Below are 18,853 nucleotides of genomic sequence, written 5' to 3' on the forward strand. Positions count from 1 at the left end.
ATAAACTAAAAACAGCCCCATGCGCTAACATGAGGCTGACAACTAGCAAGAGTGGTTGGTCACAACTAACTTAATTAATCGTCAGAAGAAGAACCATTGCCATCTTGGGAGGATGAGTGGTTCTTTTTCCGTTTCTTGTCGAACATAGACAGGACTAGACTGGTTGCTACTGCAACCACTATCTCTTTACCCATATCTATCATTACGTTCAATAAGAAATGAATCATGAAGTCACCTCCTTCCCATCTATAATTAGATGGAAAAGTACGTGACCTACCACTCTATCCTCAGTTGTCCCTTTATCTTATCACACGTTTCCATTTTTTTGAAACCAAACACAACATTAAATAAGAAAAGGGGATCATCCATTGGATGATCCCCTTTTCGGTTTAAGCTTGTACGCTCAAAATGAGAGGGACTATTTTCCCTTCATTTACGTTGATCAATCCGTGGTCCGTTATTTTCAGGGCCGGGCTGACCGGGAGCGATAAGGTGCTTAATGACATGATGACATTGTAATGTTCGTAGCCTAATGATTTAAGTGCTTCCGTCAGCTGCTCGACCTGTTCCGATACGATGTCCATCGGTTCTTCGGAAAGGATTCCGCCCACGGGAAGATGGATCATCGAGAGGATTTGGCCGTCGTGGACGCAGCAGACGCCGCCTTGATTCCTGATGACTTCATTAGCGGCCATCACCATATCCTGCTTATTGCGGCCGATCACCAGGAGATTATGGTTATCATGTGAATAGGTCGTGGCAACCGCTCCCCGCTTCAGTACATCGCCGGTGATCAGGCCGTGCGCCCGGTTGCCGTTTTTCCCATACCGTTCGAAGGTGGCAATCAACCCGTAGGGGCTTTCTTCCCAACGTAATTCGCCATTCTCCATCGACAGCCAGTCATTCGTTTCACTTGTGAAGGTGGAACCATTCTTTACTTGAATGATCCGGCACTCCGCTTGTCCCTGCTCATCCGGGGCAGATAGGTTAAAATCGGTTTCGCTCAGTTCGGCAAGCTTCACACTTTCATAGAAGTGCTCTGGAAATTGCCTACCGCTCGCTTCCTGCACATAAGGCTGTGACGAATCATAAACGAGCTCCCCGTTTTTATACACCTGATCGATGTCAAAGCTTTGCAAGTCGGATATAAGAAGGAAATCAGCCACCTTACCAGGTGCAGCCGCACCGCGATCATGCATCCTCATCCGCTGTGCCGGTGTATACGTACAAGCATAAATCGCTTTTTCAGGTGACATGCCCATTTGGATCGCTTTCTTTAACAGGACATTCAGATGCCCCCTTTTTTGGAAAGAGTCGGTCATGACATCATCTGTAACAAAGCAGAAATGCTCATCCACCTGCTGGTTTATTAAGAAATCCATCACTTCTTCAGTCATCGATTTCTCTTGGATCTCGATGAACATTCCGGCAGCGATCCTCGCCTCCAAGCCTTCAACGGTCTGATGTGTATGATCTGAATTCACTCCGGCATGAATGATCTTTTGCAGATCCAAGTCGAGCAGTTTTGGAACGTGCCCTTCAATGATCAGATCTGGATAATGGGAACGGATGTGGGACAGGATCTTATTCGTTTTGCATTCCGGATCCGAGATGACCTCATAGTAATTCATGATCTCGCCAAGGCAAATGATGTCCTCGGTTTGCATCAATTGTTCCATGTCGGAAATTTCGATGGACCCCCCCGTCGTTTCCATCGAGGTTGCGGGAACGGAGCTCGGGATGGCATAAAACATATCCGCGACACACTCTTTACTCGCCTTGATCATTTCCTTCACGCCGGAAATCCCGAAGACATTGGCCATTTCGTGTGGTTCCGGCACAATTGTGGTCACGCCATTTTTGATGAGGCCATAGGAAAATGTGGCCGGTGTCACCATCGTGCTTTCAATGTGCAGATGGATATCGATCAGTCCAGGAACCAGATACCTTCCCTTTCCGTCGATGATAAGCTCGGAAGTGAAGGCATCCAGCTCGCTTTCGCCAATATAATGGAATGTGCCGTCCTTGATGGCCGCATTCCCTTTCATGAATCTTTTGAAATAACTGTTGAAAATGTTGATATCCTTTATAAGCATATCCATTCGCATAACTTTCCCCCCTAACCTAATCGACAAGCACCATCTGGTTTCTCGGCACTTCAAGAATGATCTCCTGACCCACGGAATAGGATTCCGTCATTTCCTTGTTGACGATGAAATCCCCGATCGGCGTTTCCACGACGTATTGATAGCTTCTTCCAAGATACGTGCTTACCTTGACTCGGCCGGGTAAGCTATTTTCCTGGACGGCTCCAGCGTCATCCTTTTCCCTGATCAAAAGATCGTCCGGTCTGATTGCGCCAGTTTTCCCAGCATGATTGGCCATCCGGGCGTCCTTATCCAATACGAAGGAGTGGCCGGATTTGTTCAATTCAATTTTACCTTCATGATCCGTCCTCTTATCGAAGTCGATGAAGTTCTTGAAGCCGATGAAGTCCGCGACGAATTTGGTTTCAGGATATTTGTAAATGGTGGCGGGATCACTAAGCTGCTCGATGACCCCTTTATTCATGATCGCCACTTGGTCGGAAATGGAGAAGCATTCTTCCTGGTCATGTGAAACATACACCGTCGTAATTCCTAATTCCTGCTGGATCCGGCGAATTTCCACCCTCATATTCACCCTTAAATTCGCATCAAGATTGCTCAACGGTTCATCGAATAAAAGGATATCAGGTTCGATCACCAGCGCCCTCGCAATCGCGACACGCTGCTTTTGCCCGCCGGAAAGCTCTTGCGGATACCGTTTTTCAAATCCTTTTAAATTTACGATTTCGAGCACATTCATTACTTTTTTTTCGATTTCAGCCTTCGAATTCTTTCTTAGGCGCAGTCCGAAGGCTATATTATCAAAAATCGACAAATGCGGGAATAAGGCATAGTTTTGGAACACAAAGCCAAAGTTCCGCTTGTTGACGGGAACCTTCGTATAATCCTTATCCTTGAATAAAAATTTCCCTTCGTTCGCCTGTAAAAAGCCGGCAATCAAACGCAGGGTCGTCGTTTTCCCACAGCCGCTCGGGCCAAGGAGGGAGACCAATTTCCCTTTTTCAATCTCAAGGGTGAAGTCCTTTAAAATATTCTGTTTGTTATAAGCTACAGATATATCTTGTAAAGTGAATAAAGCCATCGAAATTTACCTCCTTTATCGTTTTGTGAAATAAGACAAGCCCATGAGCCGTTCAACCATGAACATGAAGAATGCCGTTATGAACATGAGCAATACGGAAATGGCCGAGATGGTCGGATCAAAATAATTCTCTACATACGTCAGCATTTGGATCGGGAACGTGCTTACGCCAGGACCCGTCATATAAACGGAAATGTCCACATTATTGAAGGATTCCAAAAAGGCGATCATCACGGCTGCCAGGATTCCTGATTTGATATTCGGAAGGACGACCGTGAAGAATGTCCCCAGCTTACTAGCCCCAAGGCTCTCAGCCGCTTCTTCAATGGAAAAGTCGAAATTCGATAAGCTTGAAGAAATCACGCGGATGATGAACGGCAGCATGATGACTGTATGCCCGACGAACAGGGCCGCATGAATCGGAAGCTGATACGTGCCCACAATATAACGTAAAAATGCAAAGCCAAGCACGATGCCTGGAACTAAAATGGGTGAAACGAAAAACGCATTTATGACGGATTTCCCTTTAAAATCCACCCTGCTTAATGCATAAGCAGCCGGGACTCCCAGTAAAAGCGCCAATAGATTGCCTGCAAGCGAAACAAGAATGGACGTTTTGAAAGCGACTAAAAACATGTCCACCTTGAAGATATTTTCGTACCATCTTAAAGAAAACTCTTCTGGCGGGAACTTCAAAATATTTCCGCCCTCGAATGACGTAACGGATATGATCAGTAAAGGCCCTAGTAAAAAGAGAAACACCAGGAGAGTAAACAGGGCCAATCCTCGATTTTTTTCCTGCATACACCTCTACCCCTTTGGATTTAATTTTTTTGCCAAACCGTTCATGATCGAGATGATAAGGACGGTTACGGCAATCATGATCGTCGCGACGATCGATGCCACCTGCCATTCATTCAAGGTTATGGCATTTTGATAAAGAAATGTTGAAATGACTCGCTGTTTCCCGCCTAATAAGGCAGGCGTTGTATACGCCGTGAAGCTTCCTACAAAAACGAGGATGCTGCCGATGACCAAGCCTGGAACGGATAGCGGAATGATCACCTTTGAAAACACGGCCAGTCTTGAGGCTCCAAGACTTTCTGCCGCCTTCAATAAATCCGTCTCTATATTCTCCATTACACCTACCAGCGTCACGATGATCAATGGCAGGAATAAATGGACCAAGCCGATGATGATCGCAGTCGGGGTGTACAAAATGTCCAGCGGCTTGTCGATCAAGCCGCTGCCCAAAAGCAATTTATTCACCACACCGTTTTTACCGATGATCACCATCCAGCTGAATGAGCGGACGACCGGGCTTGTCAAAAGCGGGAAAATCGTCAGCAAAAGCATGATCGCTTTTTTTCTTTGTTTCAGTTTCGAAATATAATAAGCTGCTGGAAAACCTAAGAAAATGCAAAGGATCGTCGTGAACAGACTCACCTTAAGTGTCGTGAGCAGGATTTCAATAAAGTATCGATCTTTGAAAAAATCGAGATAGCCTTGTATCGAGAAACCATTGTCACTGATGAATGTCGTTCCTATCGTCAGCAAGATGGGAATGATCATGAAAACCGTCAAAAAAAGTAACCCTGGCAACAGCAGCAGGTATAGATAGCGTTTTTTCACCTCGGAGCCCCCTGATCGTTTGATTTATGAATGGATGGTGCGAATGAACAGGTCGAAAAACGCTTCTGCATCGACATCAAGACAAACATGCGCATTCGCAGGCTTCATCAGCCGGTCCTGAAAGTCGCAAACCATCTGTCCATCACAAATCTCACTTTTTGTTTCTATATCCACATAATATTCTTTTGTCGTGACAAGATCTTTTTGCAAAGCGATGCCAACCGCCAATGGATCATGCATCGCGCATGCCCAAACACCGTTCCGCTCAAAATACCTTTTCCGATAGTCTGATGTGCTTTCGCTTATATAATCAGCAAGCTCTTGATTTTGAATCGCTTGGATATGCTCCTCGCTCAGCAGCACCTTTCTCGTGACATCGAGACCGACCTGTGTGATCGATCGGAACCCTGCATGCAGGACGATTTTGGCTGCTTCCGGATCGACGAATGTGTTATATTCGGAGGTCGGCGTGACATTGCCGACTCCTTGTACAACTCCGCCCATGAAAATGACTTCCTTCACAAGCTGGGTGATTTGCGGACATTTTTTCACTGCAAGTGCCAAATTCGTAAGCGGCCCCGTCATGATGAGCGTCACCTCTTCCGGAAAGTTCAAAATGGAATTGATGATGAAATCAGCGGCAAACCCCTCATCCGGCTGTTTTGTAACCGGGACATTGGCGAGCGCGCCCCCTATCCCGTCCTCCCCATGGATCTTATGTTCAAAAAAGGAGGGCCTGATTAGGGGAGCATTTGCGCCCTTAATGACTGAAATGTCTTGCTCGCCGAGCATATCAAGGATTTTGCATGTGTTGAGAGTGGCCGTATCCAGTGATACATTGCCATTGACGGTGGTGATTGCCAATATGTCGAATTGACGGCTTTTTACAGCAAGAATGATCCCGATTGCATCGTCTATTCCAGTATCCACATCGAGAATCAGTTTTTTCTTCATTCATCAAACCTCTTTCCATTGTTAATGTGCAAGCTCACGATTCCAACGATCGATCCATTGCTTCGAGTTTTCATTTACGAACTTCATGTCAAGGACACGCAGGCTGTTAATGACGTCTTCACCGTATGTTAAGCCTTTCGCCTCTTTTTCAGATAGCGTCACTTCCGTATTGACAGGAGAGTCGATTTTCGCCTTCGCTGATTTTTCCTGTACTTCCTTGCTTAAGATGTAATTCAAGAATTCTCCGGCCAATTCTTTTTGATCACTGGCTTTTACGATATTCACCGTATTCATGACCGCGTATCCGCCTTCTTTCGGAGAAACGAACTTCGCATTAGGGACGGCTTCCTGTAAATCACCGAAATACATCTCCATGATCGGGCCAGCCGCGATTTCCCCTTGCGAGAACATGTTGACGAACTCAGATGTTTGTCCGTACTCTTTTACCGCATTGGGCATGATCTTTTTCATTTCGGCAAAGGCTTTATCTTCATTGAAATCCTTACTTCCGCTTACTTTCGAAGCTGCATCCAAAAACATCGGGCCAGTCGTTGAAGTGATGGATGGAATCGTGATTTTCCCTTCCAGATCCTTGCTCCAAAGGTCCTTCCACGAAGTAATCGGCTTACTCACTTCATCGGGATTATAGGCAATGCCAAATTGGGCAATCGTATAGGCCGGACCATAGTCGGCGCCATTAGGGGCCTTCGCTTGGTCATAGATATGTTCCATATTCGGAATGCTTGCGGCGTCGATTTTTTCGAATAACCCTTCATCGATTCCCTGCTGGGCATAATAATCGGATAAATAGATAACATCCACGTCGCTATTTGCTTGGCGTACCTTGTTCAGTCGATCGGCATTATTTCCTGAATCGACGACGATCTTGACGTTATGCTTTTTTTCAAAAGGCTCATAAACCTCAGGGCGAAAGAAATCATCGGCAAATCCCCAAGTGGAAACGACTAATTTGGTCGGTTTTCCTTTTCCGTCCTCTTTTGAGGAGCATGCAGCTAAAACTAGTGTGAACACTGAAAACATCATGAATAAGCTAATTATTTTTTTCATCATCCAAACCTCCAATTTGATATTGTATAAAATTCCCTTTTTACTGCTATACATGTAAAAAAAGACAATCTTAAATAGAATTAACATTCTACCCAAGATTGTCTTTTCTTTGTAAACAAAGATAAAACTCATCATTTTGGTACTTTTGCGGCATTCGCTCCAGATAAATCCGGAGTGAAGTCCATATATAGGATTAAATGGTTTCCTTCAATACAATATTGGTGAAAGCCCGCTGCGTCGCTGAATCATAATCCCTCAGGACCGCTTCGATCTCCCAATCCGTTTGCATCTCCAGCTTTTGTCTCAATTTCTTTTTATAAAGCAGTGACATATGAAAATCAACCTCCTGCTTCAGGCTGGGAACTTCTCCCTCCAAAGCTTCAGAGCGTGGTGCACGGCGATGTTTGGCCTGAAATGTGATCACATTCAGCTCGACGGTAACCTTGAGCACCGTCGTGCCAAAACCGAACAATTCCTTCGATACCTCATTATACATATGAGAGAGCAATTTCTTCGTTTCATTAGCGTTTATCGGTAAGATGACTTTTCACCTGCCAACTATCATTTGAGGTAATTATATATACTTTTTTAAAATTGCACAAGATAATATTCGGATTTGATACAAAAAAAAGTTTAAAATAACAAAAAACGCCCATTTAACTACCAATAACCGAATTATACCAGAAAGTTGATGACAATCCTTCACTATATTCATATAGCTTTATAGTAAGGCATCCATTCATTTCACGCAGTTTTTCCTCCGTTTGTTTTCGGGCACTCGATGATGTTGAAAATTTTTTCAGAGAAATCTGTTCCTTATTGAAAACAATTGATATCTCTTTGCCGCTTATTGAAAACGCTTTTATCGGGAATTAATATACAAGTATAGCTCAGCAAAAAATAAAGAAGGGCATGGGCCCCATTAAATAAGGGAGGAATGTTTTATGAAGAAAGCTTTTGAGAAAGCGCAGCAGTTCGGTAAATCTTTTATGCTCCCGATTGCCGTATTACCAGCCGCAGGATTATTGCTAGGAATCGGTGGTGCTCTTTCGAATCCTAATACGGTAGAGGCCTATCCATTTTTGGATTTTGCCTGGTTGCAGGCTATATTCACGATCATGAGCTCTGCGGGCAGTATCGTCTTCGCCAACTTGCCAGTCATCTTTGCCGTCGGTGTTGCCGTTGGCTTAGCGCGTTCCGATAAAGGGACCGCTGCACTTGCAGCCATGATCGGCTACTTCGTGATGAACAGTTCGATCAATGCACTGCTTCAAATAACCGGGGAGCTTGCCAAGGATAATTTGGCTGGTGCCGGACAAGGTATGGCTGTCGGGATCCAAACACTGGAAACTGGGGTATTCGGCGGTATCATCGTTGGTATCACCGCGGCATTTTTGCATAATAAATATAATAAAATCGAGCTTCCACAAGTATTGGGGTTTTTCGGCGGTTCACGCTTCATTCCAATCGTCGTTTCCTTCGCATCCATCCTCGTCGGAGCGATATTGTTTGTCTTATGGCCTTACTTCCAGCTTTTCATCAACCAGCTTGGTGCACTGGTAACGAGCACAGGAACGATCGGAACCTTCTTCTACGGATTCATTTTACGCATGCTCGGGCCATTGGGGTTACACCATATTTTCTATCTCCCTTTCTGGCAAACGGCTTTAGGCGGAACGATGGAGATCAAAGGACAGCTTGTGAGCGGAACTCAAAATATCTTCTTTGCTCAATTGGCCGATCCAAGTACGACCAAGTACTATGAAGGGGTATCACGGTTCATGTCCGGACGGTTCATCACGATGATGTTCGGTTTGCCGGGAGCGGCACTGGCCATTTATCACTGTGCTAAACCAAAGAATAAGAAGGTCGTGGCCGGTTTACTTCTTTCGGCAGCCTTAACGTCCTTCTTAACGGGCATTACCGAGCCACTTGAATTCAGTTTCTTATTCGTCGCTCCGATCCTTTATGTTTTTCATGCCATATTCGACGGCTTGGCCTTCATGATGGCAGACATATTCAATATCACGATCGGTCAAACCTTCTCTGGGGGCTTTATCGATTTCACCTTATTCGGGATACTTCAGGGTATCAGTAAAACAAATTGGATTTATGTCCTTGTCGTAGGCATACCGTGGTTCTTCCTTTACTACTTCACGTTCAAGTTCTTGATCAAGAGGAAAAACTTGAAGGTGGTTGGCCGTGAAGATGAGGAACAAGCCGTTTCACAACAAGTGGCGGCATCAGAAAGAACCGAGACCATCGTTGAGGGCTTGGGCGGACAAGACAATATCGAAATCGTCGATTGCTGTGCAACTCGCTTGCGCATCACGGTCAAGGATGAATCTTTAGTAAAAGAAGACGTCATCAAGCAAACCGGCTCCAAGGGTGTCGTCCAACAAGGAAAAGGCATACAAATCGTTTACGGACCACAAGTAACGATCATCAAAAATGAAGTGGAAGAATATTTGGGTCACTAAGCGGATTGAAAAACGATAAGGGAGTGTTACACATGCAAAATGTGCTGGATACCATTCATAAAGGATTGATTGTATCTTGTCAGGCATTGGAGAATGAGCCTCTGCACAGTTCTTTCATCATGGGGCGCATGGCTGTCGCCGCCAAGGAAGGCGGTGCGAAATGCATTCGCGCTAATTCTGTAGCCGATATAATCGAGATCAAGAAGAATGTCGACCTGCCAGTCATCGGGATCATTAAACAGGTCTATGGACAAAACGATGTCTATATCACCCCTACCATGACGGAAATCGATGCATTGATGGAAACGAAAGCTGAAATCATTGCGACCGATGCGACAGCCCGTGTACGGCCGGACGGAAAATCGTTAGAGCAGTTTTACGATGAAATACGGGCAAAATATCCAGATGTCTTACTCATGGCCGATGTCTCCTCCAAGGAGGAGGCCATATACGCCGACGAATTAGGCTTCGATATTGTCGCACCCACTTTATACGGCTATACAAACGAAACGAGCGGACAGAAAATATATCACGACGACTATGCTGTTCTGAAGGATATCGTACAGGTCGTCAAGACGGCTAAAGTCATCGCTGAAGGAAATGTCATCACACCGGAAATCGCGCGTTCAGTATTGGATATGAACGTACATGCAGTAGTAGTGGGGGGCGCCATTACAAGGCCCCAGCAAATCACTAAACGCTTCGTCGATGCGATCCAGGAATAGAAATTGCACATCCATGAAAAGACCCAGACTATCAAAGTTTGGGTCTTTTTCCTTTCAGTAAGTATCCATTCCACCTCTATGGATACTTGTCAAACGCATGGTTTGAACCGGAAGCGGCATGAAGCAGCCTCTATAGGTGAACACGGGGCCATTAATGGAGAGTAAAAAAAGAACTATGCCTCATACTCAAGGCATAGTTCTTTTGAAGTTTGTTCACTTCATTTCTTATTGGCGATCGAAAAGAGAAGCACCCGCTATACCCGGCTTCGTCATTTCATAAGGGTTTAGAATCAAATCCAATTCGGCTTCAGTCAGCACATCATACTGCAAGCAAAGCTCGCGTACGGATTTGCCTTTCAAGATCGCTTCACGTGCGATACGTGAAACCACTTCATATCCGAGATGCGGATTGACGGCGGTGATCACGCCAACGCTTTTTTCGACATATTCTTTCAAGCGTTCCTCATTTGCTTCGATACCTGCCAAGCAATAATCGGTGAATACGTTAAAAGCATTATTCATGATCGAAATCGACTGCAATAGATTGAATACGAGTACTGGCTCCATTACATTCAGTTCCAATTGCCCTGCTTCTGATGCCAAGCAAATCGTATTATCATTCCCGATTACCTGGAATGCAACTTGGTTGATCAATTCAGGCATGACCGGATTCACTTTTCCTGGCATGATCGATGAACCTGGTTGACGCGCCGGAAGCGTGATTTCCCCTAATCCAGCTCTAGGGCCTGAAGCCATCAAACGTAAGTCGTTTGCGATTTTTGACATGTTCATCATACAAACCTTCAAAGCGGCTGACACTTCGGTGTAGGCATCAGTGTTTTGTGTGCCATCCACTAAGTGTTCTGCGCCAACAAGCGGCATTTCACTAATTTCAGCTAAATATTTCACAACATTCTCGATATAACGCGGATCTGCATTCAAGCCAGTTCCAACAGCCGTTGCTCCCATGTTCACTTCATATAAATGCTGACGTGATTGGCTTATTCTTTTTATATCACGCTCCAGCACTCGGCTATATGCCTCGAATTCTTGACCGAGACGAATAGGAACGGCATCCTGAAGGTGGGTACGGCCCATTTTGATGACGTGATCGAATTGCTTCGCCTTCGCTTTGAAGACGGATCCCATCTTCGTCATCGTTTCTAGTAATTGCTCTAATAATCGCAGTGTCGAGATATGAATGGCCGTCGGGAAGACGTCATTGGTCGACTGTGACATGTTAACGTGGCTGTTTGGACTAACCTTGCTATAATCACCTTTATCGTGCCCCATCAGTTCTATGGCCCGATTGGCAACGATTTCATTAATGTTCATATTCATCGATGTACCGGCGCCGCCTTGGATCGGATCGACGATGAAATATTCGTGCCATTTCCCTTCGATCACTTCATCAGAAGCCTTCACGATGCTGTTTCCAATACCTTCATACAAGCGTTTTGTGTCCATATTGGCAAGTGCGGCGGCTTTTTTTATCATCGCCAAGGCACGAATCATTTCTTCATTGACCTTGTATCCGGTAATCGGAAAATTCTCTACTGCGCGTAAAGTCTGAATCCCATAATACACATTTGCCGGAATCGCCTTTTCACCAAGAAAGTCTTTCTCAATTCGGATTGCTCTCTCATCTATCATCATTTCTCTAGTTCCCCCATGTTTTCAAAAAGTAATTTTTTTAATGAAACCCCTGTTTTGTCACATCAGTCAGGGACAGTTGTCCCGTTATTATATGTCTCTAATGAAATGATTCATTCAAATCCATTTCCCTACCATCATGTCGTTTCAACAACAGATAGGCAACACTCCCCCAGCTCCATACATTTCTTAAAAATGCTTTCCAAGAAATAATATACCACCCTTCCATCACTTTCAAATCGATCTTTTTCATTGACCGGAAAATAAAAGGATATGGGCGGTGTGAACCTTAGCCAATGCAGCATCTGCCCAATTCCATGGAAGAAATGTTACGTAACTTCCTCGTTCTTGGTAACTGGACAATTTCATTATACTCGATTTTTTAATTATATATAGGAATAATATTAATGCAGCATAGTTCATCTTTTGAAACGCACCCTTCATCCCTGAATGGTACTGCCATGTTTCCGGCCATTAGCATATCTTCCTACAACTTGACTGTTTTGTCCAGCACAATAAAACGCTTCCAAGGAATAGATGCCGCATAGTTGTGTAAAAGGGCAAGTTTGGTGAATATTCACTATCTTTTAATGATATCGGTTATTGACGTCCTTACTGGATACATTAAACTATACATATAATATATTTTGCCTGAAATGGGTGGTCAATTGGAATATCTAGCAGAAAACCTCATATACGGCATAGAATGCAGTATGAGTAAATTCACCAAAACGGAAGAAGAACTGGCCAACTATATTCTGCAGCGCCCTGAGGAAGTGAGTCAGTTAACCATTAGTCAAATTGCGAAGAAGCTGCATATTTCCCCGGCAACGATCACTCGATTCTGCCAGAAATTAGCTTTTTCCGGTTTCAATGAGTTCAAGCATGAGTTAAAGCGATTCGTCGACCTCCGCAATACGCCGATGCATATGAAGGATTTAAAGCAGGTCGATTATTTCGCTAAATTATATCAAGATCACATGAGCATCATCGAGGATACCTTTCATATTACATCTTATGAGGATATCCAAAAAGCGGTCTCTTTCCTTACGAAGGCAAAAAAGATACATGTCTACGGAATCGGCAGTTCAGGTATAGCCGCACATGAGTTCAAATCGAAGTTTTTCAGGATCGGCCTGTCTGTCGAGGCGATAACGGACCCTCACCAGTCGATGATGGATGCGGCCTTAAGTAACCAGGAAAGTGTTGTCATCGGCATTTCCATTACCGGTGCAACCAAAGAGGTCATTCGTGCGGTAAAGATCGCCAAGAAACAAGGGGCATCGATCCTGGTTTTTACAGGCAATAAGAATTCCGAGCTCTCACGGTTAAGTGACCTATCGCTATTGGTGACGAGCAAAAACAGCATGCATATGGGGCAGAATATCTCTCCCTTACTGCCGCTCTTATTGCTTTTTGATTTACTTTATACCGAACTGGTTTCCAAGGATTATAAAAACAGGATAAGCATCAGGGAAAAGACGCTGCAGGTATTAACCGATCCCCACTGATCCCAATCCTTCCTCCAAATAATGAAGGCCACCAGTCCAAAGGGACGGTGGCCTTCATGTATTCAGTTATGCAGTCCCCCCTTTAGCCATGGACGATTCCGATAGGCTCCGATCGGGATTTGGATCAGGCTCGTTTTGCCTTGCGCCCCGCCGATCTTATAAAGCTGATCACACATATTGACATCGAACCCGAGCAGCGGATGTCCATTCATTCCGAGGGCGGATGCTGCCAGCAATATTCGCTGCACAAGCATCCCCGCCTCCATTTGCTGGATCCGGTATCCCCTATATCCGAGCTGCGGCTTGTGGTACGTTCGATCACCCGCCACATGGATGCAAATCGGGACCTGCTGCAAATTCAAGATATCGAGCGACATTCCGCACTGCAATCGTAGCCGATGATCTCCTGCCCGTATCAGCCGCAACGAATGTGTCTTGCTTTCATACAGGTAGGCGCCATCCTCCAGGTCCTCCACATTATATAAGGTTGCATAGATGGAGACGCGATGCTCGTTGTCATCATTCGATTCATCCAGATCATTTTGATACGCAAATGAGGCAGTCGCCTCTTGGAGGAGAAGTGCGAGCTGCACTTGACTTACTTTTCCTAAAATGAAGTCCATTTCAGGGGAAAAGCGTTTTTGGCAAACCGATGCCAAATCATAGGACAAGCTCTTCACGATAGGCAAATCAATTACATGTCCCTTGCTCTCCCGTCCTCCCTCCGCATCGATCGGTCCAATCGTTTCGGCGCATTCAATCATCGATGCTCGATTCAATTTCGTTAGCATCGGGAATGCCTTGATCACTTGCGACCGAACATAGTGTTCCGGCTCGATATCCGGCAGCTCCCGGCACAAATCGGACGCCGTGGCATATTTCCCCGTACTCCCAGCATCCGTACATAGGTTTGCCGGCTCCTTCGATAAAGTGATCATCGCATAGGCGCTTTCTTCTTCCTCCGATAATCCGAGGAGATGATTGATGGCCCGGTCGACGAATTGAAGACACACCTTCGTGTTCATACCGAACCGTTTCGCCACTTCGAGCAGCTGTCCAATGAGCACTCCCGCATCAAGGCCTTGGAGCCGGTATGAGAAATTATTATATTTATAAAAATTTTTCCAAAACATCGTCGATACAAATACCACCCCAAAACAAGCGGATACATTGCAGTGATCACCAATAGCCTTGTTTACATATGAATCGAAATTACCTTCCCGCAACAGCAACAAACGATGGTGAGCCGCATCATAATGGTACACACCGTCAGGAAACTCCTCCGTCTTCAAGTATACGTACAGCTCACTTGGATACAGCGCCCCCCCTGATGGCGGAAAACGCCGGAATGACTGCATGAGATCATCAGGATCCGATGCTCTCTGTGCTTGACTGATTTGGGTGAGTCCATAAGCATACCAGAGAAAATCACTGATTCCGCCTCCGTCAGCCTTCGAACCTCTCGCGGAACCTTCCAGGGAAAGCGGAATCTCCAGCGACAAAGGGAACTGCGGCAAGCCACGATAGAGCTTAAACGTAAGCGGCGCATCATCCCAATCCACTTCCCAATCAGGCGGACTGACCTTTTCAATGTCAACATGCAAATTATGCAGAAATGTCTCTAAACTCATCCCCTTACCTCCTAGGCCACCGTTTATGGAAACGGATGCGGATGCGGGTTGAGCTGTTCGAATGCAAGCGGCCGCTTTGCATATCCAAGTTCCATTGGAACCCGAAGCACTCGCTCAAGCCCTTTCACCCGTGTAAGATGATGGCCGAATGTCATCGGCAGCATTCCCGGAATCAGCACTTTCACGCAATGTAAACCATTTCTCCCGATTTCAGGCGTCGTCTGATCCACCACGATCACCTCGAGATTCAAGCGGCGAAACTTTTCCAGAATGCCTTTTAAATCATCAGTCAAGTCGAGATGCTTCTCCGTTTTCGGAAATTCTTCAGCAAATGTCCGCATGGGACGTTCCACATTCAACAAGAAATCCAATCGTGCTTCCGATTGCGGCAGCCCATACAGGATGCCATGATCATCCATTTTCCTCACAAGCGAGGAGTCATGGAACATTGCCTCGATTTCCGCCTCGTTTTCCTCCAATTTCTCGTCAAGGGTAAGCATCATGCCCGCCAGCTCGAAAACCGCGCTTTTCACCGCCCGGATCGGGTCAAGATGGGCCCCTGCTGCACATATGAGATTCAGTCCCTTTTCTTTCGTGTTTTTCGCCAGCGCCCATACACTCGGTATACCGTGCTCCATCGTCGAATTGAACAAATGGATATCATATCCCGCCGCGGCCCTTGCCCTGTCTATCATCAATTCCAGCTCTTTATCATTTGCCGAGTACGGATCGATCCGGTTAAGCGGCAATTGTGCATACCATGTCAGCAAAAATGAATCACGTTCCACCACTTCCATCATGCCGTAGAAAATGGCCTCCTCCAAACTGCCGCCAAGGGCGCATCCATTGGAGGTTTCATAGACAAATCCGTTCCCGCAGCCCAAGCTGTAATAGGAAAGCAGCTCTGGAACCAAAATCGGCCGCTCCTGTTTGAACGAATATCCCCATACCCAATCCATCGAACGATCAGGATGGAACGGTTGAAACGGAAAATCAGGCTGTGCATAATTCTCCTCCGCGTGTACGCCGATCTTGATCGGATCAAGTGCTTGATCTTTCAAGTTGTTGTAGCTGTCATGCACCACGGTCCTCTTGCCGCGCGGCTCCATTCCGCAATACCGCTCAAGTCCCTCCAATATGGCCGTCATCTCGCTTGCAGCATAGGAAAGCGTCCGCCCAGCCGTCCCCTCGTCGCCGATGAACAAAGGCAAATTAACACTAACATCGGCAAATGGCGGAATGAGGTCGATCATTTTACTATTGAGGAAACCCGTACGACTGTCCAAATAATCCCTGGCCAATACTTTGCCGAGCTCCTCCATGGAACGGGTACGGTAACTATCGGGACTGATTTTTGGGCTTGGCAGCAGGGATATCCTTGCCCGGTCCATCGTGTCATCAGGCAACTGGCTGCATACCGGACACAATGGATCAGGTAAAAACGAGTGCCATGAAATATTAAGTGTTTTCAGGTTGATGATTGCCACCCGCCCCTCTGAACGGGGGGGATTACCGCTCAGCACCTCGCTGACCTCTTCCCCGATCAGGTGAGACATCTGCAAAAGACCTATGCGCGATGCCGCCGCATCACGCCCGATCCCTCCATTATCCTGGAGCTGCTTTTTGATGCCCCACATTTCCTTGCGGTCACGCCCTGCCATCAGCTGTCTTAAATCTGCACATTGGGAGCAGCCGGAAATGCCAGGACGTACCAGCGGGCCGACCACTCCCTCCCCAAATGATACGAATCCTCGCAGCCAAGGTATCTCTTGGGACCGTAGCAGCTCTTCCGCCTTCAGATGTACAGCGGGATTCCAGGCATCCTCCAAGATCAGGACCATGGTCGCTTGCGGGATTCCTGCCGCGAAATCGGATAGGCGCTTGACCTGGTATGTGCCGGATAAGTCCCGATGAACATGGTCGGCCAATACGCCGTTCCCGACAACCACTACGTCAGCTTTCACCCTGATTCCTCCTCTCGCAAAAACACCCCAAACACCCCTGCCAGTTCTTCTTGCAGAACAAGTTCCGTTTCCACTTCGAAAACGAAGAGCCGCTTCCCGCTCTTTTCGATGACTGTGAGAGCGGATTGAACCATCTCGGCAATCGCTGCTCCCTCACCTTCACACGAAGGAATCACAAGATCATCCGCTCGTCTTCCTCCCGGTTGTTCAAGAGAGGCTTTACGGCAAATGGTTTGATTTTGGATTTTCATGACCGCCTTTTTCAACGCTTCCCGCAATCCGAGTGTGACATTCAAGCCTACGGCACCTGACCAGCCAGCGCTCGTTCCTACCCAAACTGCCGGAAAACCGGACACATCCCCATCAAGCGCGATGATCGGTTCGCCTTCCAGGCGGGTCAATGCTTGTAAATAATATTTGCAGCGTTCATCCTTCACCTCGGCCAATTTCACCGAGACGAGAGCCTCCTCATTGAGCTTCCTGTTCCCAAGCTCCGCAGCCAAACAGTTTTGCAATCCCCGGCTTACGCATTCAGCAAACGTTTCCCCCGCTCCCACGCCGATTGATTCTTTTAGATCATCATAGTCAGACAACGGAGGAAGAGTAGCAACGCTTCCGCTAAGCGCCCGGGATACATAGGCCTCGATTCCCGAAAGGCCCGTCTCCCTCCTCGCTTCCTCATGAGTCAGCTCGGCACGGATGATATCAGGCAGAAGCAAAGCCGGACCCTCAGACATCGGATCGGCGACCTGAACGCGGCATTGGGCCAGCGGTAGCTGTTTGAGTTCCCCCTCCTCCCAGCTATGGAAAATCCCTGATTGCTTGGATGTCATCCTGCCGAAAAGCATGAACAGTTGACCAGGCTTGGAAGGGCCGGACTCTTGCCCGAGCCGATGGTCGATATCACATACCCATTCAGCGTTTCCCTTTCCCGTCACACCTGGATGGGGCAGGAAAGGATGCCAGCTCCCCTCCAATGTTTCTGTATTCAACAAATAAAACGAATGGTCTTGTTCTGCTGCCGTGACACCCGTGGTCTCTTTAAACCACTCGAATACCATTACATTTGCCAGCAGCGCCCCAGCTGTGGAAGAATAGCTACCGGACGCTTGATTTCCATCCAGCACCGTTTGATGCAGTCGATGCCATGCCGACTCCCAGCAGCCCTTGGACTGCGGGCTGACAAGCGGTCCTGCCATGCCGACTTGATTGATGATCATAGCTGGGAACAGAACCTTTCCCTCCTGCCTGCAAACCGAATGGAGTTCCCTCAATTCGTCTATATCACCCTCTTGTGACACATATAATACCGAATCGAATGGCCGGACGATTTCCTGCCATGTTATGCTTGCTTCCTTCTCGGGCACAATCTCCTCCATCGCCACTTCAGCATCGATGCTTCGCGCATGTGCAACGATTTCCTTTAATCTCTTCCTATTCGTTTGTACCGTATCCGTGATGAGAATATGGAAGCTGGGCAGACCGGATTCCATCAGCGCGGATACCAATGAAAGGAACATCGGTCCAGAGCCGATTGCCAGCGCCTTTTTCTTTCGATAAGCTTGAAAACGGTTAGCCCCAGAGTCACCGAAACCTTCAAGGAACTCGATTTGGGACGCAAAGGCTTCTAAAACCTGATCGTTCAATTGATGAGGACTGTCCTGACTTACATCCCGAACGAATCCGTTCCTGTACAAAACCTCGGCAATTTCCATGACACGGCTCCGGTAAGGGCCAGGCAAACCATCCGTCAGCTCACGTAACGAATGGGCTCCGTTGAACATTGGCAACAGATTTTCGATCCACTGCACGATCGTTCTTCCCTCCATCCGGAACGAACTTATATTATTCCTGAAATATACACCTTTGTTTGGTTCAGGGAAGAAGAACGTGTCCCTTTTCAATTTCAATTGCATAGTAGGGGTCAACTTGACCATTTTGCACCTCCTGACCCAAAGTTTTTCTAAATTCTCCAATCACTTCACTTTCATCCTATGTATGATATTTTGTCTCATATGTCTAAACCGCAAAGAAATATCCCTGCAA

The 18,853-nt window shown here is 46.6% G+C and carries 15 protein-coding genes; 3 read left to right on the forward strand and 12 right to left on the reverse strand.

What is annotated here, in order from left to right; genetic code table 11:
• Positions 1 to 74 precede the first annotated feature (74 nt).
• The 8 genes from ABE28_RS25240 to ABE28_RS19360 all read right to left on the reverse strand — a co-directional run bounded on the left by ABE28_RS25240 (position 75) and on the right by ABE28_RS19360 (position 7,339).
• Positions 75 to 227: a hypothetical protein gene (locus ABE28_RS25240; protein WP_156775838.1), complete on the reverse strand. Its 153-nt coding sequence runs from the start codon at positions 225 to 227 to the stop codon at positions 75 to 77.
• A gap of 162 nt (positions 228 to 389) precedes the next feature.
• Entirely contained in the window at positions 390 to 2,108 is a 1,719-nt protein-coding gene (locus ABE28_RS19330) for an adenine deaminase C-terminal domain-containing protein (RefSeq protein WP_064465499.1), read from the reverse strand.
• A 16-nt stretch (positions 2,109 to 2,124) separates the two neighbouring features.
• Positions 2,125 to 3,189, reverse strand: coding sequence for an ABC transporter ATP-binding protein (locus tag ABE28_RS19335; protein WP_064465500.1), 1,065 nt, complete (start codon positions 3,187 to 3,189; stop codon positions 2,125 to 2,127).
• 15 nt (positions 3,190 to 3,204) lie between these two features.
• Complete coding sequence (locus ABE28_RS19340) at positions 3,205 to 3,993, reverse strand: ABC transporter permease (protein WP_064465501.1); 789 nt, start codon at positions 3,991 to 3,993, stop codon at positions 3,205 to 3,207.
• A 6-nt stretch (positions 3,994 to 3,999) separates the two neighbouring features.
• Positions 4,000 to 4,821: an ABC transporter permease gene (locus ABE28_RS19345; protein WP_064465502.1), complete on the reverse strand. Its 822-nt coding sequence runs from the start codon at positions 4,819 to 4,821 to the stop codon at positions 4,000 to 4,002.
• 24 nt (positions 4,822 to 4,845) lie between these two features.
• Entirely contained in the window at positions 4,846 to 5,775 is a 930-nt protein-coding gene (locus tag ABE28_RS19350; protein WP_064465503.1) for a nucleoside hydrolase, read from the reverse strand.
• A 21-nt stretch (positions 5,776 to 5,796) separates the two neighbouring features.
• Positions 5,797 to 6,843, reverse strand: a complete 1,047-nt coding sequence (locus tag ABE28_RS19355; RefSeq protein WP_064465504.1) for an ABC transporter substrate-binding protein — start codon at positions 6,841 to 6,843, stop codon at positions 5,797 to 5,799.
• 193 nt (positions 6,844 to 7,036) lie between these two features.
• Positions 7,037 to 7,339, reverse strand: coding sequence for a DUF2294 domain-containing protein (locus tag ABE28_RS19360; RefSeq protein ID WP_373921296.1), 303 nt, complete (start codon positions 7,337 to 7,339; stop codon positions 7,037 to 7,039).
• A gap of 448 nt (positions 7,340 to 7,787) precedes the next feature.
• On the opposite strand from ABE28_RS19360, the gene ABE28_RS19365 reads away from it, so the two are divergent.
• Both ABE28_RS19365 and ABE28_RS19370 read left to right on the forward strand, forming a co-directional pair.
• Entirely contained in the window at positions 7,788 to 9,323 is a 1,536-nt protein-coding gene (locus ABE28_RS19365; RefSeq protein WP_064465506.1) for a maltose/glucose-specific PTS transporter subunit IIC, read from the forward strand.
• Positions 9,324 to 9,355: 32 nt separating this feature from the next.
• Entirely contained in the window at positions 9,356 to 10,048 is a 693-nt protein-coding gene (locus ABE28_RS19370) for an N-acetylmannosamine-6-phosphate 2-epimerase (RefSeq protein WP_064465507.1), read from the forward strand.
• A gap of 225 nt (positions 10,049 to 10,273) precedes the next feature.
• On the opposite strand, the gene aspA is transcribed toward ABE28_RS19370, so the two are convergent.
• Positions 10,274 to 11,704: an aspartate ammonia-lyase gene (gene aspA, locus ABE28_RS19375; protein ID WP_064465508.1), complete on the reverse strand. Its 1,431-nt coding sequence runs from the start codon at positions 11,702 to 11,704 to the stop codon at positions 10,274 to 10,276.
• A gap of 665 nt (positions 11,705 to 12,369) precedes the next feature.
• Here aspA and ABE28_RS19380 point away from each other — a divergent pair.
• A complete protein-coding gene (locus ABE28_RS19380) occupies positions 12,370 to 13,212 on the forward strand; it encodes a MurR/RpiR family transcriptional regulator (RefSeq protein ID WP_064465509.1) in 843 nt (280 codons plus the stop codon).
• A 62-nt stretch (positions 13,213 to 13,274) separates the two neighbouring features.
• Here the strand turns inward: ABE28_RS19380 and ABE28_RS19385 are convergent, their stop codons facing one another.
• From ABE28_RS19385 to ABE28_RS19395, 3 genes are read right to left on the reverse strand one after another with little or no spacing between them, the layout of a single operon-like run.
• A complete protein-coding gene (locus tag ABE28_RS19385; RefSeq protein WP_064465510.1) occupies positions 13,275 to 14,843 on the reverse strand; it encodes a SagB family peptide dehydrogenase in 1,569 nt (522 codons plus the stop codon).
• A gap of 23 nt (positions 14,844 to 14,866) precedes the next feature.
• Complete coding sequence (locus ABE28_RS19390; protein ID WP_064465511.1) at positions 14,867 to 16,807, reverse strand: TOMM precursor leader peptide-binding protein; 1,941 nt, start codon at positions 16,805 to 16,807, stop codon at positions 14,867 to 14,869.
• Complete coding sequence (locus ABE28_RS19395; protein ID WP_064465512.1) at positions 16,804 to 18,744, reverse strand: putative thiazole-containing bacteriocin maturation protein; 1,941 nt, start codon at positions 18,742 to 18,744, stop codon at positions 16,804 to 16,806. Before ABE28_RS19395 ends, ABE28_RS19390 begins: the two co-directional genes overlap by 4 nt.
• Positions 18,745 to 18,853: the final 109 nt, after the last annotated feature.

The sequence above is a fragment of the Peribacillus muralis genome, assembly GCF_001645685.2.
GTDB lineage: Bacteria > Bacillota > Bacilli > Bacillales > DSM-1321 > Peribacillus > Peribacillus muralis_A.

What these genes read in the sequence shown, in the direction of transcription:
- ABE28_RS25240 (WP_156775838.1), bottom strand. Translation starts at nt 227, where the DNA reads ATGATTCATTTCTTATTGAACGTAATGATAGATATGGGTAAAGAGATA.
- ABE28_RS19330 (WP_064465499.1), bottom strand. Translation starts at nt 2,108, where the DNA reads ATGCGAATGGATATGCTTATAAAGGATATCAACATTTTCAACAGTTAT.
- ABE28_RS19335 (WP_064465500.1), bottom strand. Translation starts at nt 3,189, where the DNA reads ATGGCTTTATTCACTTTACAAGATATATCTGTAGCTTATAACAAACAG.
- ABE28_RS19340 (WP_064465501.1), bottom strand. Translation starts at nt 3,993, where the DNA reads ATGCAGGAAAAAAATCGAGGATTGGCCCTGTTTACTCTCCTGGTGTTT.
- ABE28_RS19350 (WP_064465503.1), bottom strand. Translation starts at nt 5,775, where the DNA reads ATGAAGAAAAAACTGATTCTCGATGTGGATACTGGAATAGACGATGCA.
- ABE28_RS19355 (WP_064465504.1), bottom strand. Translation starts at nt 6,843, where the DNA reads ATGAAAAAAATAATTAGCTTATTCATGATGTTTTCAGTGTTCACACTA.
- ABE28_RS19360 (WP_373921296.1), bottom strand. Translation starts at nt 7,339, where the DNA reads ATGTATAATGAGGTATCGAAGGAATTGTTCGGTTTTGGCACGACGGTG.
- ABE28_RS19365 (WP_064465506.1), top strand. Translation starts at nt 7,788, where the DNA reads ATGAAGAAAGCTTTTGAGAAAGCGCAGCAGTTCGGTAAATCTTTTATG.
- ABE28_RS19370 (WP_064465507.1), top strand. Translation starts at nt 9,356, where the DNA reads ATGCAAAATGTGCTGGATACCATTCATAAAGGATTGATTGTATCTTGT.
- aspA (WP_064465508.1), bottom strand. Translation starts at nt 11,704, where the DNA reads ATGATGATAGATGAGAGAGCAATCCGAATTGAGAAAGACTTTCTTGGT.
- ABE28_RS19385 (WP_064465510.1), bottom strand. Translation starts at nt 14,843, where the DNA reads ATGAGTTTAGAGACATTTCTGCATAATTTGCATGTTGACATTGAAAAG.
- ABE28_RS19395 (WP_064465512.1), bottom strand. Translation starts at nt 18,744, where the DNA reads ATGGTCAAGTTGACCCCTACTATGCAATTGAAATTGAAAAGGGACACG.